Consider the following 15,238-nt stretch of genomic DNA (forward strand, 5'->3'; position numbering starts at 1 on the left):
CAGGTAGTCGAGTCGGGGATGTACAACAACTGCGCTGTCCGGGTTATTCCTCACGGGACCAGCGCACGCTCATGCCATATTCGCTATCGCTGTAGTGGTATTCAGAGTTGCCTTTGAAAGCGCCTTTCAGGGCGTGCCCAAGACGATTGGCAAGGTGAATGCCAGTAGTGGTCACGACCAGCTCATCGGCCGCGTCATCGAGCTTGATGATGCGCTCAAGGGGATGCTCGGCCTTTTCCTTTTCCTCAGTGTGTTTAATCAGCTGGACGATTTCCCCACGGTGCTGGTGCACGTAGCCGCCGGACAGGGTCAGGATACCCGCAGGCCTGTTGTCTTCGATGCGCCGACAGGCTGGACAGATCATTGTTTGCGCACCGTGAACCACGGTGTTTTCCTGGCGTTTCCAGCTCCAGATTCCCGCGGTATACACGGCATCACATTTGGGGCAAACGGCTGGGCCCTCCGTGCGTGGGGCGCTATAAGGGTCATGTGAGACGTTCTTGAACAGTTTGTCTTTTTGGCTTTGCTGAAACTTGTCCATGATGTTCCTCCAGAGATGATCAAAACAACCGGCGCTTGCTGAAGCGCACCTGCTCATTTCGACGCGATCCGGGTTCCAGCAGGTTGATTTTTATCAACTGCGATGCAAGCGCGGAAGGCAGCTCGAACCAATGGTCCGCGTTCAGGCATGAGGCGACAGGAAGACCGGGCTGCGCAGGACTTTGTTGATAAAAGTCAACGTCGTCGGGAGTGGTTAATGGACCCTGCTTGAATGTGGAATCGGCAGGAGAGCGATCCGATGGCTCACAGCAAACTGGTATTTCGCGGCGCCGCCCGCGAGAGGATTCTCAGCGGTGCCACTCAGTTGGCGGATGCCGTGCGCGTGACGCTGGGCCCCAAGTCCAAATCGGTGCTGATTCAGAATAAATGGGGCAATCCAACAGTCTGCAATGACGGTGTAACGATCGCCAGGCGCATCGACCTGCTGGATCCGGAAGAAAATCTCGGTGCGCAAATGTTGCGTCAGGCTGCCGAGCGCACCGGTGACGCGGTGGGGGACGGTACCAGCACTGCAACGGTGCTGGCCCAGGCCATCCTCGCGGACGGTATCCGCAATGTGGTGGCGGGTGCCAGTGCGATCGACCTCAAACGCGGGCTCGATCGCGGACTCGCTTTGGTTGTGAAGTCGTTGAGGACGCTGTCGCGACCAGTGAGTACGCCCAGGGAAAAGGTCCAGGTCGCGACGCTATCCGCGCATAACGATGCGGTCATTGGCCAACTGGTAGCCGATGCCCTGGAGAAGGTTGGTATTGAAGGAGTGGTCAGCGTCGAGGAGTCAAAAACCACTGAAACGGTGGTCGAGGTCATGGAAGGCATGCGCTTCGACCGAGGCTATGTCTCGCCATATTTCGTCACCGATACCGAAAAGATGCAGGTGGAACTCGATGACGCTTACCTGTTGTTTTGCGACCACAAGATTCTGAATCTCAAGGAGTTGCTGCCCCTGATGGAGCTCGTGGCCAAGAGCGGCCAGCCCCTGGTGTTGATCGCGGATGACATAGAAGGGGAGGCGTTGACCACGCTGGTGGTCAATCAGATACGCGGTGTGCTGCGAGCGGTGGCGATCAAAGCTCCGGGCTTCGGTGACCGGCGCAAGGAGATGCTGCAGGACATGGCCGTTCTGACCGCAGGAACGGTGATTTCCAATGACCTGGGCTTTGCCCTCGAACAGATCGAGTTGAGTCAATTGGGCCGGGCGCATCGGGTGGTGGTGCAAAGGGACAGTTCGGCGTTGATCGGGGGGGCTGGCAATCGCGAGGCCATCGAGGCGCGGATGCAGCAAATCCGCGCACAAATGGAGACGACTACCAGCGACTACGACCGTGAAAAGCTACAGGAACGCTTGGCCAGGCTCTCGGGCGGCGTCGCGGTGGTCCGGGTCGGAGCGCCTTCGGAAGCCGAGATGAAAACCCGCAAGGATGCGTTGGATGACGCCATTTCCGCCACTCGTGCAGCCATCGCCGAAGGCATTGTGCCAGGCGCCGGCATGTCTTTGCTCAAGGCCGTCCCGAAGATTGCCGCCGAGGAGATGCAGTATGAGGGGGATGCCCGCACGGGTCTGCAAATCATGCGGCGCGCTTTGGAGGCGCCGGCTAGGGTCATCGCTGAAAACTCGGCAGTGGATGCCGGCGTCGTTGTTGCGAGGATGTTGGCGGAGCCTGGCAACATTGGCTTCGACGCGTCGGTCAATCGCTACGTCGATCTTTACGAGGCCGGAATCATCGACCCATCCAAAGTGGTGCGGATCGCCCTTGAAAATGCAGTGTCAGTGGCCAGCATCCTGCTGCTGACCGAGGCAATATTGACGGATATTCCGGAGAAAGAGTCGCCGATCCCGCCTGGGTTCAGCGAATGAGGTCCGGCAGTGTCGCCGGGCGTTTGAGCAAGGCCGGTCTCGCGACCTGCCTGACGGGAGACAGATCATGAGCCAATATCAACGCCTTTTGCTGATCATCAACCCGCTCCTGCGCCGCTCTCCGGCAATCAACCATGCCGGCGCGCTGGCCAGGGCCAGTGGTGCGACATTGCACATCGTCGCCCTCGTCAAGACACTGGACATTCTGTGGCTACTTGACGAGGGCAGCAGGAAACAGGTTCGGGAAAGCTATCTTCAGAACCAACGCGACTGGTTGAAGTCCCAGGCGGAGAAACTGTCTGGCCGAGGCGTAGCAGTGACCTGCGAAGTCGCTTGGGCGGACGACATAAAACAGGAGATTTCTGATCACGTTACAGAGTTGAATCCCGACTTGCTTATTAAGGAAGTGCAACACGAGTCACTGCTCAAACGTGCATTCTTCACCCCACTGGACTGGTATCTTTTGCGCCAATGCCAAGTGCCGGTGTACCTGCTTGGCGGCGCGGCCCATGCATTACCGCGCAAGGTTGTAGCCGCGGTCGATGTCTCTACGAACGGCTTGGAAAATAATCGGTTGAACGAGCGCATCATCCAGCAGGCCACTGCGCTGGCTATCCAGTGTGATGCCGAATTGCACCTGTTGTATGCCTATGACGTTTCGCAGGAATACCTGGCAGAACTGGGCGATGGCCTGAAAATCGCCGAACTGACTAAAGGCTTGCGCCGTGAGTTTGAAAAGACCTACCTCGACTGGGCCAGTCAGCATGGCGTACCGGCTGATCGCCGGCATTTTGTGGTGGGGCACCCCGTTGCGGCGCTCAGCGAGTTCACAGACGAGCATCAGGTGGATGTAATCGTCATGGGGCGCGTGCAATTCCACGGTCTGGACAAGCTGCTCGGCAGTACCACCGAACACATTCTGTATCAGGTCCCTTGCAACGTTCTGGCTGTGTAGCACCGCGCCGGAGGTCCCTGTAGGAGGAATGCTCATGAACATTGACCAGGCCATTTCTGGCCGTCATTCGACACGTGAATACACGGCGCAGGCTGTCGATGAAGAGGTCATTGTGCGCTTGATCGGTGCCGCCACCTTGGCGCCAAGTGCGATGAACCAACAACCCTGGCGATTCACCGTGGTTCGCGACCAAGCGTTGCTGGATCGAATTTCACGCGAGGCGAAAGCCTGCATGCTCAAGACGCTGGCACCGGGATCACAATCAGAGCGCTTTCACGCGTTGCTCGATGACGAGCACTTTCAGATTTTCTATCACGCACCGGTACTGATCCTGATCTCGGCTGACGCACCCGGGCAATGGGTGGTCGAAGACTGTGCGCTGGCCGCCCAGAACCTGATGCTCAGTGCCTGTGCAGAAGGACTGGGCACTTGCTGGATCGGTTTTGCCCAGCCGTATCTCAATACTCAACAGGGCAAGCAAATGCTGAATCTTCCACAGGCGTGGGTTCCGGTAGCACCGACCATCGTCGGCCATCCGAAAGCCGCGCCGGCGCCTGTTGCCCATCAGGCACCAGAGATTCGCTGGATTGGTTGATGCACCGCTGAGCATTCATCCGGATGAGCGGGCACGCGCACATTATTGCGACGAGTGATTAACCGGCACGCCGGGTTGGCCATTCATTGACAAAAATCACAGTGCCGGCGCAGGGGGGGCGGATACTTTGAGGGGTGCCGGCGTGTTCCCGGCTCACTCAACTGAGGAGAACCACCATGAACAAGCGTTTATCTGTTGTTGTGCTGAGCGTCCTTCTGGCGATGACGGCGGGGTGCAGTCATAAGCATGTGCAAGAAATGAATGCTCGTATCGATTCGGCACAAAGCGCTGCCGCTGCTGCGCAATCCAGAGCCGATGCCGCGTATTCAAAAGCGGAACAGGCGCAGGCCGCGGCCAGTCAGGCACAACGCACCGCCGATGAGGCCAATGAACGCGCCAGCCGAATGCTTGAAAAGGCGAGTCGCAAATAATGACCCCCCACCCGGCCATCGTTGCGAGCGGGTTGTGTAAGTGGTTTGGCGAAGGCAGTACGCGTATGAAAGCGGTCGACCAGGTGGCGCTGGTCGCGCAGTTCGGCGAAATGGTGTTTGTCGTCGGCCCCTCGGGTAGCGGCAAGACCACACTATTGAGCATCCTCTCCGGCATCCTGCGACCCGACTTTGGAACGGTGCTGATTAATGGCCTGGACATCTGGAGCCTGAACAGCGACAGATTGGCCGAGCTGCGCCTGGATCACATCGGGTTCGTGTTCCAGGACTATCACTTGTTTTCGCGGTTGACGGCGGCCGAGAACGTCGCCATCCCCCTGATCCTTAGGCATCACAAATGGAACGATGCGCTTTCGAAGGCCCGCCAGAGTCTGGAGGTGGTGGGCCTGAAGGATCGGGGGAACATCTTGCCCATGAAGCTTTCCGGAGGGGAGCAACAGCGCGTTGCCATTGCCAGAGCCATCGTGGGGGAGCCGCAAATCTTGATAATGGACGAGCCCACGGCATCTCTGGATGGGGACACGGGAAAAATGATCATCGCGTTCGTCAAGGAGAGAGTACTCAATCAGCAACGCTGCATCCTTATTGTCACTCACGATGCACGGATCAACGAGTACGCCGACCGTATCATCTACATGGCTGACGGCCGAATCAGCGAAACCGGGCATGCCATATCGTGAAAAAGTCCCTGCTGTTTACGCTGGCGGTAGTCGGTGTTCTCGGGGGGCTGATCGCCGCCTATCTGCTCGGGCGGACACCGCAGCCGCTGCCGCCCGCCTTCGCACCAGCGAGCAGCAACGATGCCAGCGCGATCTATGCCAATGGCATCATCGAGGGCGAGCAGCCCGGTGGTAGCAATATCGTGATCTATCCGCAGGTGGCCGCGCCGGTAACCCGGGTGTGGGTGCAGGAGGGGCAGACGGTCAAACGCGGGGAGCCGCTGGTCACACTTGACGACGCGGTGCCACGCGCCAATTTTGAACTGGCCCAGGCCAGCCTGGCCACCGCCCGCGACCAGTACAACAAGCGCTTGGCGTCTTACAACATTGATCCGAAATCGATCAGCAAAGATACCCTGGACACCGCGCGCAATTCCGTGACCCAGGCGCAGGCTGCCCTCAAGGCGTCGGCGGCGTTGCTGGCGCAATACCTCATCAAGGCGCCAGCGGACGGTGTGGTGATGACTATTAACAGCGCAGTGGGCAGTTATGTATCGCCCCAGGGGGCCTATGACGTTTACACCCAAGGGTTCGCGCCGCTGCTGGTCATGAGCGCCGATCAGGCGCATCTGGCTGTGCGCTGTTATGTGGACGAGATTCTGATCGCCCGATTACCAGCGCCCGAGCACATGCAGGCGCAGATGCTGATTCACGGCACGGACATCCGTGTGCCGCTGGCCTTCGTGCGGGTGCAGCCCTACGTATCGCCGAAAATCGAGCTGTCCAACCAGCGCCGGGAAAAAGTTGACCTGAGGGTGCTGGCGGTGATTTTTCGCTTCGAGAAGAAAGATCTGCCGAACGTCTACCCGGGGCAGTTGGTGGATGTGTTCATAGGTCAGAAATAATGGAAAGGGTAGACCGGTTACGCCGCACTGGACGCTTCTGCCTTGCACTGAGCCTGTTGCTGGGCAGCGCATGCACGGTCGGCCCGGATTTTTCGCCTCCGGCCACGCCTGTGTCAGAGCGTTATCTGAACGAGCCGCTGCCGGGGACTGTTGCGGCGCAGGGCCAGGTTCAACAGTTCGTGCCCGGCGGTGAGGTCACACCGGACTGGTGGCGTTTTTTCCACTCGACGGCGCTTGATGCACTGGTGCGCCAGGCGATCACCCATAACATGACCGTGCAGGCGGCCGAGGCCAGTTTGCGTCAAAGCCAGAACGCGCTCAGAGCCGGTCACGGGGTCTTCTATCCGCAGCTCGATGCCCGCTTCAGCGCCAGTCGTGAGCGCAGCGCGCCGGTCCAGCAAGGGCTGACGACGGCAGGCTCGATCTTTAACGTGATGATCTTCAGTGGCACGATCAGCTACACCCTCGATGTCTTTGGCGGCGAGCGACGTGCCGTGGAGGGCTTGCAAGCCCAGGTCGATCGCCAGACCTGGCTGACTCAGGCGGCCTATCTCACGCTAACGGCCAATGTCGTCAATACGGCCATTGCCCGGGCAGCCTATACCGCGCAGATCGAGGCCACGGAACAATTGATCGGTTTGCAGCGCCAGCAGCTGCAGTCCACCCAGGTTCAGGTGCGCAGCGGAACGGTGCCTTATTCGGCGACATTGAGCCTGCAGAGCCTGATCGCGACTAACGAGGCCTCGTTACCGGCGCTCAAACAGAAAGTCAGTCAAAGCGAGCACTTGCTGGCCACGCTCGAAGGCGTGATGCCTGCAGAACTCAAACTTCCCGACATTCGCTTGACAGCACTTTCGTTACCGCACGATCTGCCGGTCAGTCTGCCTTCCGACCTAGTGCGCCAGCGTCCGGATATCCTCACCGCCGAGGCGCAATTGCATCAGGCCAGCGCGCAAATCGGTGTCGCCACGGCGGCTATGTTTCCCAGCTTCAGCTTGAGCGGTACCTACGGGGCGGCTGGGTCGTACACCGGTTCACTGTTTGCCGGTGCCGGACGATTCTGGAACTTCGGGCCGTCGATCGATATTCCGCTGTTTCAGGGAGGGCGCCTGTGGTACAGCCGCCAGTCGGCAATTGACGCCTATCAGCAAGCAGCGGCGAACTACCGACAAGTGGTGCTGGAGTCTTTCGCGCAGGTGGCGGATGTGCTCAGGGCAATAGAGCTCGATGCGCAAACGTTACAGAAGCAGGCCGAGGCGCAGGCCGCTGCCCGAGAGGCCTTGAGATTATTACAGGCCAACTATCGCTCGGGTTTGGTGACCTATCTGGATCTGCTCGTGGCCAACGTGCAGTTGCATCAGGTCGATATTGCTTACCTTCAAGCATTGGCGCAGCGGCATCAGGACACGGTTGCGTTGTTCGTGGCGCTGGGCGGTGGCTGGTGGAACCGGCCCGATACTGGCATTAGCGGAAACTGGCCATGAAATACAGTGGAATTCTGCGCATCGGGTACAAACTCCTAGTCAATGATCGCGCCAAATTCTCGGCGTTACTGGTGGGTATCACCTTCTCAGTGTTCCTGATGATGCAAATGACCGCCATGTTCGCTGGCATCCTGAACCGCGCCTATTCGACGGTCACCAATGTCGGAGCACCGATGTGGATCATCGATCCGGCGGTCAACACCCCGACGATTGCCATCCCGTTGCCGGACTACCTGCTGGACGCAGTGCGCAGCATGCAGCAGGTGGAATACGCCGTCCCGGTATTCATTGGCAGCGCCCAGGTGCGCCTGGAAAATGGCACATATCAAGGGGTTAGCGTGATTGGTCTGGACGACACCAGCCTGCTCGGTCGTCCGGCCCTGGAGCAGGGCGCCATCGAGGATATCTACGCCGAAAACGCGTTCATCGTGGTTCACGATGCTGAATTCGCAAAACTGGGCAACCCTGCCATCGGTACCTCGTTCGAGCTCAACGACCACCGGGGCATCATCGTCGGCATCGCCAGGGTTCTGGTCGGTGGATTGACCGGAGTGCCGACGCTTTACACAACCTACCGGCGTGCCATCGAATACATCCCTACGACACGCTTCACCGTGTCATACATCTTGCTCAAGCCCAGAAGCCGGCAAGGTGAGGCAGCCATCAAGCAGCAAGTGGCGCGGTTGGGCTACATCGCCCTGACTAGGGATGAGTTCAACCGGCGTATTGCCGACTTCTACATCTATCAGACCGGTGTCGGGACCAATATTCTGATGATGACAGTCATCAGTTTTCTGGTCGGCCTGTCGATTTCCGGTCAGACGTTCTACAGTTTCATTCTGGAAAACCTGGATAAGTTTGCCGCTTTGAAAGCCATCGGCGCCAAGAACCGGGAGATGGTCTACATGATCTTCTTCATGGCCATGTTCACCGCGATGACCGGTTATGGTCTGGGCATCGGACTGGTGACTCTGATGATCGTCATCGCACGAACCTATCTTCCCAACTACGCTGCGATCGTTACTTTCTGGAATCTGGGACTGGCGTTTGGTCTGGTGCTGTTGATTGCCGGGTTTTCCAGCTACCTGGGCATTCGCAAGGTGCTGAAGATCGAGCCGTTCGACATTTTCAGAGGCTGAGGCCCAAGAAAAAGCCCCTTGCCAGTTTTCCGGCAAGGGGCATACATCTGCGGATTCATTCGCCCTTGATCGGCACGACCTTGTCCGCTTTCATCGCTTCGGGCTTTTTCGGCAGCGAGATGCTTAATACGCCTTTGCTGAAGTGCGCATCGATCTTCTCGGCGTCGACCCCTTTGGGCAGGTTGAACACACGCTCGAAGGAACCATAGTGACGCTCGCTCAAGTAATAGCCCTTGCGTTTTTCTTCCTTGTCCTCTTTCTTTTCGCCCTTGATGATCAGGCTGCCGTTGGACAGTTTGATTTCGATGTTCTTCTGGTCCATGCCGGGCAGTTCGGCCGTGATTTCGAAGCTTTTATCCTTTTCGGTGATATCCACGGCCGGCATGCTGGGGGAGAAGACGTCACGCGAGAAGAACGGTTCTACATCAAACAGCCCGCGGCTGAAGGGTGACATCAATGATCCACGGTGAAAATCCTCGAACAGGTGATCAACCTGCTGCCGCAGCTTTTCGAGTGGGCGCCAGATATCGGTCGTCACGGGCACCTGACTGGATTTTGCTTCCGCATGTTCCTGCATCTTTTTCAAGGAATTGCTCATTTTCGGTACTCCTCTCGGATTGAAGGCGCAGCGTCGGACGTCCTGTCGGCGAACCGCGCAGACTGAAAGAACTCCTTACAGCGTCAACGTCCCGGACCACAGCATCCAGCCCGCATAGGCCGCTGCGATCCAGATGATGATCAGCAAACCTGTCTCGGGACCGCCAAGAGGCTGACCCTCACGGGCTTTCAGTGTGCCCAGGTAGATCAGTGAGCCAGGGGCGTAGAGCAACGCGCTGAGCAGCAAGTATTTGGGGCCTGCGGCGTACAGCAACCAGACGCAATACAGCGTGGCGACCAGCGCGAAGGCCAGGTCTCGCACTTGCAAGGCGCGATGACCGGCGTAGGTTTCGCCCTGCCAGGTCATTTTCAATGCATACAGACTGCTGAGCAGGTAGGGCAGCAGGATCATCGAGGTGGCAAGAGAAATCAGTGCCAGGTAACTGGCGCTCGAGTAAAGCGTCAACAGCAAAAACAGCTGGATGCATCCGTTGGTCAGCCACAAGGCGTGGGCAGGCACGCCCCGGGCGGACTCCTTACCAAGCGACGGTGGCATGACCTTTTCTTTCGCCGGTGTGAACACCGATTCAGCCGCCAGCAGTGTCCAGGCGAGTAGGGCGCCACCGACCGAAACAATCAAACCGATGCTGATCAGCACGGCACCCCATGGTCCGACGGCGGCCTGCAGTACGCCGGCCATCGAAGGATTTTTAAGGGCGGCCAGTTCCGGTTGTTTGAGTATGCCCAGTGACAGCAGGGAAACCGCGATCAACAACAATAAGGTGATGATAAAACCGATGACAGTGGCGCGTCCGACATCGGCGCGCTCTGCCGCGCGGGCAGAAAACACATTGGCGCCTTCGATGCCGATAAACACCCAAACCGTCACCAGCATTGTGCTTTTGACCTGGTCGAGAGTGCTGCCCAGCCCCGGTGTTCCCCAGAAGTCCATGGCGAACGTGTCGCGCCGGAACGCCGCGATCACGAAGCCGATGAACAGCAACAGCGGCACAATCTTGGCCGCGGTGCTCAAGGCATTGGCACGAGCCGCCGTACGCATGCCCCGCAAGATCATCCAGTGCAAGGACCAGAGCACTACTGACGCGCCGGCAATCGCTGCTTTGTTATTGCCTTCACCAAATGCTGGAAAGAAGTAACTGAGCGCGGCAAACAGAATCACCAGATAGCTGACGTTGCCGATCCAGGCACTGATCCAGTAGCCCCAGGCAGAGTTGAAACTGAGAAAGTCACCACCGAGTGCCCGAGCATAGGCAAACACACCGTTATCCAATGCCGGCTGGCGGTTGGACAGGGACTGATAGACCAGTGCCAGCGATAGCATGCCGCCGCCGGTGATCAGCCAGCCAATGAGGATCGCCCCGGCCCCGGCGCTGGCCGCCATGTTTTGAGGAAGGCTGAAAATCCCGCTGCCGATCATCGATCCCACCACCAGAGCGACCAGAAGGCTCAGAGTGAGTCGCTTGGGCTCGGTTTTGGGTAAGCTGCCGGCCAGTGGGGGATGTTGGGCGGGGGTAGCGCCCGGTTGGATGTCTTGTAGTTGAGTAGCCATGACGTACCTCCACGAGACGGAATGGTCGGCATTGACCGCGAACGTCGAGGATTAATTTCGTCGAGAAGCGCGCATGTGTGTTTGATTAAAATCAACTGCAGGGAAAAAGCTGAGGGCGTCGGTTTCACAAGCTGCGGCCGCATAGTTTTGAGCCAAAGGAGGGCAGATGTGACAGCAAATCCTCCTGCTCCAGGAGCGCTTATAGTTAGCTCAAGTAAATAGATGTTTAGTTGAGCTATACACGAAGCACATCGAAAATGACTGGGAAAGCCTATGAAACTAAGTCATATGACCGCCAAGGACGTGATCACTGCTCTGGATCTGGAGCCGCACGTTGAAGGCGGTTTTTTTCGCAGAACCTATCAGGCCGACCACCGGGACATGCTCGAAACTATCGGCGGACCGCGGTATCTGATGACGTCGATTTACTACTTGCTGACCGAGGAATCGCCGGTGGGCCAGTTTCATTTCAATCATTCCGACATCCTGCATTATTTCCATCTGGGCGACGCCATCGAATACAGCCTGATTCATGCAGACGGTTCACTACAGACATTGGTGATGGGTAGTGACGTTCTGGCTGGACAGCAACTGCAGTTCCACGTACCGGGCGGTATCTGGAAAGCATCCAGATTGCTGAATGGCGAGAATGGATTCGGGTTGATCAGCGAAGCGGTTTCACCAGGATTTGATTTCGCCGATATGGAAATGGGGAACCGGCAGAAACTCACAACGCAGTATCCACAGCATCGAGCGCTGATTGAAAAACTGACGCGTGACGGGGATTGAGCGCAGCATATTTCAAATAGAGCAATCTGCGAGCATCAAGGATCAGGCCATTTGAGAGCGCCGCAGGAGGTAGAAATGGTGTGCGCAATCAGGCTAGCGTTGTAATATTTTGTTACGTGTAATGTATATTATGTTAAAGAAGATGTTTTGATACCTCGGTAGAAACCTATTCGGTCAAACAAGGCGCCGCTCTGGGCGATAGTGATGTCCGGAGCATCCTTTAGAGCGGCGCTCTGCGCTTTCACCTCTTCCCCGCTGCCATTCAGATTCACGCAAGTCACCTCTAACTACGGCTTAAAGACTCATTCTGCGCAGTCGATATCGTACGAGTCGCCAGAATGGGCAGCATCGCGCGCGCTCCGCCTCTGAATCAGGTTTCTCTGCATGTATTCAACGCAAAAGCTTGTCTGCAAAACAACGGTACTGAACGGTCGGTACGTTTCATTCAGGGTTTCCAGATTTTTTGTGTTCATGGCACTCGCCATTTGCAGCCTGCTGTTTGATTCATCTTCGGCGTACGCGTTATCGGCCAGCTGCACGACGCTCAACGGTTTGAGCGGTTCGGGTAGCTTTTCTCGCTCCTTTCCTGCTGGTTCCTTTTCTGCCGGCGAGAGCGTCTCGGTCACGTTCAGTGACAACGGCGGCAACGTCGGCAACAGCAATCCGTCGTCCGCCGATAACGTGATCCTGCGCAACCCGACCACCTTCTCGCCCTACTTCGACTACCGCAGCAACACCGGCAGTGCAGGTAGTCATGCGGGCAGTGCTTCGGCTGCAAATCTGACCAACGGGCTGTTCATCAGCACCAAGGTCGGCACCTACCTGAGCACGGTGACCATCAACTGTGGTGCGGCGGTTTCCAGCGATGCCACCCTGTCGAACCTGATCCCTTCAGCCGGTACCTTGTCGCCTTCATTTTCATCGGGCACCAGTACCTACAATGTCGCGGTCGCGAGCAACGTATCTTCAATCACCTTCACGCCGACGGCCTCCGACAGTAACGCTACGATCACGATCAACGGAATGAGTGTGGGCTCGGGTGCTACATCGCCAGCAATCAGCCTGAACACGGGGTCGAACACGATCAGCGTATTGGGTACTGCCCAGGACGGGAGTACCACGCACCTGTACACCATCACGGTCACTCGGGCCGTCGCTGCGCCGGATGCGAGCAATGTCTCCGCGACCGTGGCTTCCAACAGTTCCGGCAATCCGATCACTTTGGCCCTCTCAGGCGGCACTGCGACGTCGGTTGCCGTTGCATCCGCCCCTTTACACGGGCTTGCCACCGCCAGCGGCACCTCCATCAGCTATACGCCGGCATCAGGTTACTCAGGCCCAGATAGCTTCACCTACACCGCCAGTAACTTGTCGGGCACCTCCTCCCCCGCGACGGTCACGCTAACGGTGACGGCGCCGACACTGGTGTTGACCCCGGCCGCTGGTGCGTTGCCTGCCGGTCAGGTGGGAACGGCCTACAGTCAATCATTCAGCTCGACCGGGGGCTCGGCGCCGTATAGCTATACAAGCTCCGGAGTTCCCGCAGGGCTGACTCTCGATGCAGCCAGTGGCGTTCTGAGTGGTACGCCCGCCAGTCCTGGCAGCTACAACCTCTCTGTCAGCGTGACGGATCAACATGGCGCCGTCGGCAATGCCAATTACACGCTGAGTATTGCCGGTGGGCCAGTGCCTGTGGCCAACCCGGTTTCCGCCGCCATCGCTGCCAATAGCAGCGGCAGCATTGCGCTGTCTCTGGCGGGGGGAACAGCCACGTCGGTAGCGGTTGTCACTGCACCAATGCACGGCAGTGCGATGGCCCGAGGTCTGACGATCACCTATACGCCAGTCGCCGGGTTCTCCGGGACGGACAGCTTCACCTACACCGCCAGTAATGCCTCAGGCACCTCGCCGGCAGCGACGGTCAATCTGACGATTTCAGCCCCTACCCTGATCGTTTCCCCCGCCGCCGGATCGCTGCCAGCGGCAACAATCGGTGCCCGTTACTCACAAGCATTGAGCGTAAGCGGTGGCGGCAGCCCCTATCGTTTCAGCGCCACCGGTCTGCCGTCGGGCCTGAACATCGATGCCTCCTCCGGGACAATTTCCGGCACACCTTCGGAAGCAGGCTCGGCGACCATTGCCGTGCAAATCACGGACGCCACCGGTGCGACGCTCAATGTCGCTTACAGCCTGAGCATCGGCGGCACGTTGCCAAGCGGCGCCGACCGCAGCGCATCCTTGTACGCCGGGCAGGCAGTCACCGTGAACCTGGCGGATGGCATCAGCGGCGGGCCATTCACCGGCGCGGCATTGGTGGACACGCCTTCCAAAGCCATGGGACAGACGACGCTCAGCGGGACGAGTCTGACATTTGTGGCTGCCGCACAAGCTTCAGGCGCTGCGATCATCCGTTACACCCTCAGCAATCGCTGGGGCGCGTCGCAACCCATCACCCTGACGCTGCAAGTGGCCGGACGTTCCGACCCGAGCAAAGACCAGGAAGTGATCGGCATGCTCGGCGCCCAAGCGCAAAGTGCCGCACGTTTTGCCCGCGCGCAGATCGACAACTTCAACGACCGCCTCGAACGACTGCACGACAAAGAGAACCGTCGTGGCAGCAGCTTCAACTTGCAACTCGGCTTGCCGCAATCGCGCCAGTCACGTACCGGCAATACCAGCGCCTCGGAGATGTACCAGGCGCTGTCGTCACTCAGTGGCAGCGATCGCACAGCCTCCCCACAATTGTCCGCAGCTCCCGGCTCAAACAGCGGATTGCTGGGAGATGAGAACCTGTCGTTCTGGAGTGGTGGCTACGTCAACGTCAGTGATACCCGCCGAGACGACGTGAAGCTCGACAGTACCATGGTCGGCATGAGCGCCGGCGTCGACTATCGCTTCTTTGATGCCTTCACCGCCGGCATCGGTTTCGGGTATGGCCGGGACTCCAGCGATATCGGTTCCCAAGGCAGCCACAGCAAAGGAGACTCCTTCAGCGGTGCAATCTACGGCAGTTTCCACCCGGGTCGCGTATTCATCGACGGTTTACTCGGGTACAGCAACCTGTCGTTCGACAGTCGCCGCTATGTGACCGATAACGGCGGATACGCCAAGGGCTCGCGTGACGGCGATCAGATCTTCGGCTCGCTCAGCTCGGGTTATGAATTCAGGGAAGACACCTGGCGTATCGCACCTTATGGCCGTGTCGACGTGTCATCGACGAAGCTCGATGGATTTCGCGAATCCGGCAGCGGCGCGCTCGACCTGGCATACGCGGCACAACGCATGAGCGTGTTGTCCGGAACCGGTGGTTTGCGGGGGCAATATGGCTTGTCGCTGAAGCCGACGGAACTGACGCTGCGTGGTCGCCTCGAATACAGCCACACCTTCAGCGGTGACAGCACGGCGCGCATGGGGTACGCCGACATCAGTGACGCCACCTATGGCGTATCCACCCAGGGACAAAGCGAAAACCTGATGACCGTCGCGCTGGGAGCTGACTTCTCACTGCCAGGAGGCTTGACGACAGGCGTGACCTATCAAGGGTCATACGGATTGGGGGACGACTCCAGATCTCATGCGCTGATGCTCAGACTCGGAACGCGATTCTGATATCAGGGAGCGGCGTCTCAATAGAACACTCGGCTGGTGCAGGTATCTGACAGCGTTTCCGTCATTTACGT

14 protein-coding genes are annotated in these 15,238 nt (G+C 58.3%); 11 read left to right on the forward strand and 3 right to left on the reverse strand.

Annotated elements, in window-relative coordinates:
• Positions 1-43 precede the first annotated feature (43 nt).
• Positions 44-541: a BCAM0308 family protein gene (locus tag MKZ87_RS03135; protein WP_085702068.1), complete on the reverse strand. Its 498-nt coding sequence runs from the start codon at positions 539-541 to the stop codon at positions 44-46.
• Positions 542-799: 258 nt separating this feature from the next.
• Between MKZ87_RS03135 and groL the strand changes: the two genes are divergently transcribed.
• The 8 genes from groL (at position 800) to MKZ87_RS03175 (ending at position 8,602) form a co-directional block, all read left to right on the forward strand.
• Positions 800-2,416 carry a chaperonin GroEL gene (groL, locus tag MKZ87_RS03140; protein ID WP_266200260.1) on the forward strand — a complete coding sequence of 539 codons (1,617 nt, stop codon included), beginning with the start codon at positions 800-802 and terminating at the stop codon, positions 2,414-2,416.
• A 67-nt stretch (positions 2,417-2,483) separates the two neighbouring features.
• Positions 2,484-3,371: a universal stress protein gene (locus MKZ87_RS03145; RefSeq protein ID WP_085702070.1), complete on the forward strand. Its 888-nt coding sequence runs from the start codon at positions 2,484-2,486 to the stop codon at positions 3,369-3,371.
• A 34-nt stretch (positions 3,372-3,405) separates the two neighbouring features.
• A complete protein-coding gene (locus tag MKZ87_RS03150) occupies positions 3,406-3,966 on the forward strand; it encodes a nitroreductase family protein (RefSeq protein ID WP_266200261.1) in 561 nt (186 codons plus the stop codon).
• Between the two features lie 176 nt (positions 3,967-4,142).
• Entirely contained in the window at positions 4,143-4,397 is a 255-nt protein-coding gene (locus MKZ87_RS03155; RefSeq protein ID WP_085702072.1) for an Lpp/OprI family alanine-zipper lipoprotein, read from the forward strand.
• Positions 4,398-4,462: 65 nt separating this feature from the next.
• Positions 4,463-5,095 (forward strand): ABC transporter ATP-binding protein, encoded by a 633-nt coding sequence (locus MKZ87_RS03160; RefSeq protein ID WP_266200262.1) that lies wholly within the window; start codon positions 4,463-4,465, stop codon positions 5,093-5,095.
• Positions 5,092-5,979 (forward strand): efflux RND transporter periplasmic adaptor subunit, encoded by an 888-nt coding sequence (locus MKZ87_RS03165; RefSeq protein WP_085702074.1) that lies wholly within the window; start codon positions 5,092-5,094, stop codon positions 5,977-5,979. Before MKZ87_RS03160 ends, MKZ87_RS03165 begins: the two co-directional genes overlap by 4 nt.
• Positions 5,979-7,463 (forward strand): efflux transporter outer membrane subunit, encoded by a 1,485-nt coding sequence (locus MKZ87_RS03170; protein WP_234205302.1) that lies wholly within the window; start codon positions 5,979-5,981, stop codon positions 7,461-7,463. Before MKZ87_RS03165 ends, MKZ87_RS03170 begins: the two co-directional genes overlap by 1 nt.
• Complete coding sequence (locus MKZ87_RS03175; protein WP_085702076.1) at positions 7,460-8,602, forward strand: ABC transporter permease; 1,143 nt, start codon at positions 7,460-7,462, stop codon at positions 8,600-8,602. Before MKZ87_RS03170 ends, MKZ87_RS03175 begins: the two co-directional genes overlap by 4 nt.
• Before the next feature lie 55 nt (positions 8,603-8,657).
• Here the strand turns inward: MKZ87_RS03175 and MKZ87_RS03180 are convergent, their stop codons facing one another.
• Positions 8,658-9,146: an Hsp20/alpha crystallin family protein gene (locus MKZ87_RS03180; protein ID WP_256574627.1), complete on the reverse strand. Its 489-nt coding sequence runs from the start codon at positions 9,144-9,146 to the stop codon at positions 8,658-8,660.
• Here MKZ87_RS03180 and MKZ87_RS03185 point away from each other — a divergent pair.
• On the forward strand, positions 9,069-9,266 hold the full coding sequence (locus MKZ87_RS03185; protein WP_227235645.1) for a hypothetical protein: 198 nt from the start codon (positions 9,069-9,071) through the stop codon (positions 9,264-9,266). The genes MKZ87_RS03180 and MKZ87_RS03185 overlap by 78 nt on opposite strands.
• Before the next feature lie 9 nt (positions 9,267-9,275).
• Here MKZ87_RS03185 and arcD read toward each other — a convergent pair whose 3' ends face one another.
• Positions 9,276-10,769 (reverse strand): arginine-ornithine antiporter, encoded by a 1,494-nt coding sequence (gene arcD, locus MKZ87_RS03190; RefSeq protein WP_266200263.1) that lies wholly within the window; start codon positions 10,767-10,769, stop codon positions 9,276-9,278.
• Positions 10,770-11,042: 273 nt separating this feature from the next.
• Between arcD and MKZ87_RS03195 the strand changes: the two genes are divergently transcribed.
• A complete protein-coding gene (locus tag MKZ87_RS03195) occupies positions 11,043-11,558 on the forward strand; it encodes a cupin domain-containing protein (protein WP_085696136.1) in 516 nt (171 codons plus the stop codon).
• 384 nt (positions 11,559-11,942) lie between these two features.
• Entirely contained in the window at positions 11,943-15,167 is a 3,225-nt protein-coding gene (locus tag MKZ87_RS03200) for an autotransporter domain-containing protein (protein WP_234205244.1), read from the forward strand.
• Positions 15,168-15,238 lie beyond the last annotated feature (71 nt).

Source organism: Pseudomonas sp. MCal1, assembly GCF_026341415.1.
Lineage (GTDB): Bacteria > Pseudomonadota > Gammaproteobacteria > Pseudomonadales > Pseudomonadaceae > Aquipseudomonas.

Coding starts and splice junctions, on each gene's coding strand:
- MKZ87_RS03170 (WP_234205302.1), top strand. CDS start 5,979: ATGGAAAGGGTAGACCGGTTACGCCGCACTGGACGCTTCTGCCTTGCA.
- MKZ87_RS03155 (WP_085702072.1), top strand. CDS start 4,143: ATGAACAAGCGTTTATCTGTTGTTGTGCTGAGCGTCCTTCTGGCGATG.
- MKZ87_RS03175 (WP_085702076.1), top strand. CDS start 7,460: ATGAAATACAGTGGAATTCTGCGCATCGGGTACAAACTCCTAGTCAAT.
- MKZ87_RS03195 (WP_085696136.1), top strand. CDS start 11,043: ATGAAACTAAGTCATATGACCGCCAAGGACGTGATCACTGCTCTGGAT.
- MKZ87_RS03135 (WP_085702068.1), bottom strand. CDS start 541: ATGGACAAGTTTCAGCAAAGCCAAAAAGACAAACTGTTCAAGAACGTC.
- MKZ87_RS03145 (WP_085702070.1), top strand. CDS start 2,484: ATGAGCCAATATCAACGCCTTTTGCTGATCATCAACCCGCTCCTGCGC.
- MKZ87_RS03200 (WP_234205244.1), top strand. CDS start 11,943: ATGTATTCAACGCAAAAGCTTGTCTGCAAAACAACGGTACTGAACGGT.
- MKZ87_RS03150 (WP_266200261.1), top strand. CDS start 3,406: ATGAACATTGACCAGGCCATTTCTGGCCGTCATTCGACACGTGAATAC.
- groL (WP_266200260.1), top strand. CDS start 800: ATGGCTCACAGCAAACTGGTATTTCGCGGCGCCGCCCGCGAGAGGATT.
- MKZ87_RS03160 (WP_266200262.1), top strand. CDS start 4,463: ATGAAAGCGGTCGACCAGGTGGCGCTGGTCGCGCAGTTCGGCGAAATG.
- arcD (WP_266200263.1), bottom strand. CDS start 10,769: ATGGCTACTCAACTACAAGACATCCAACCGGGCGCTACCCCCGCCCAA.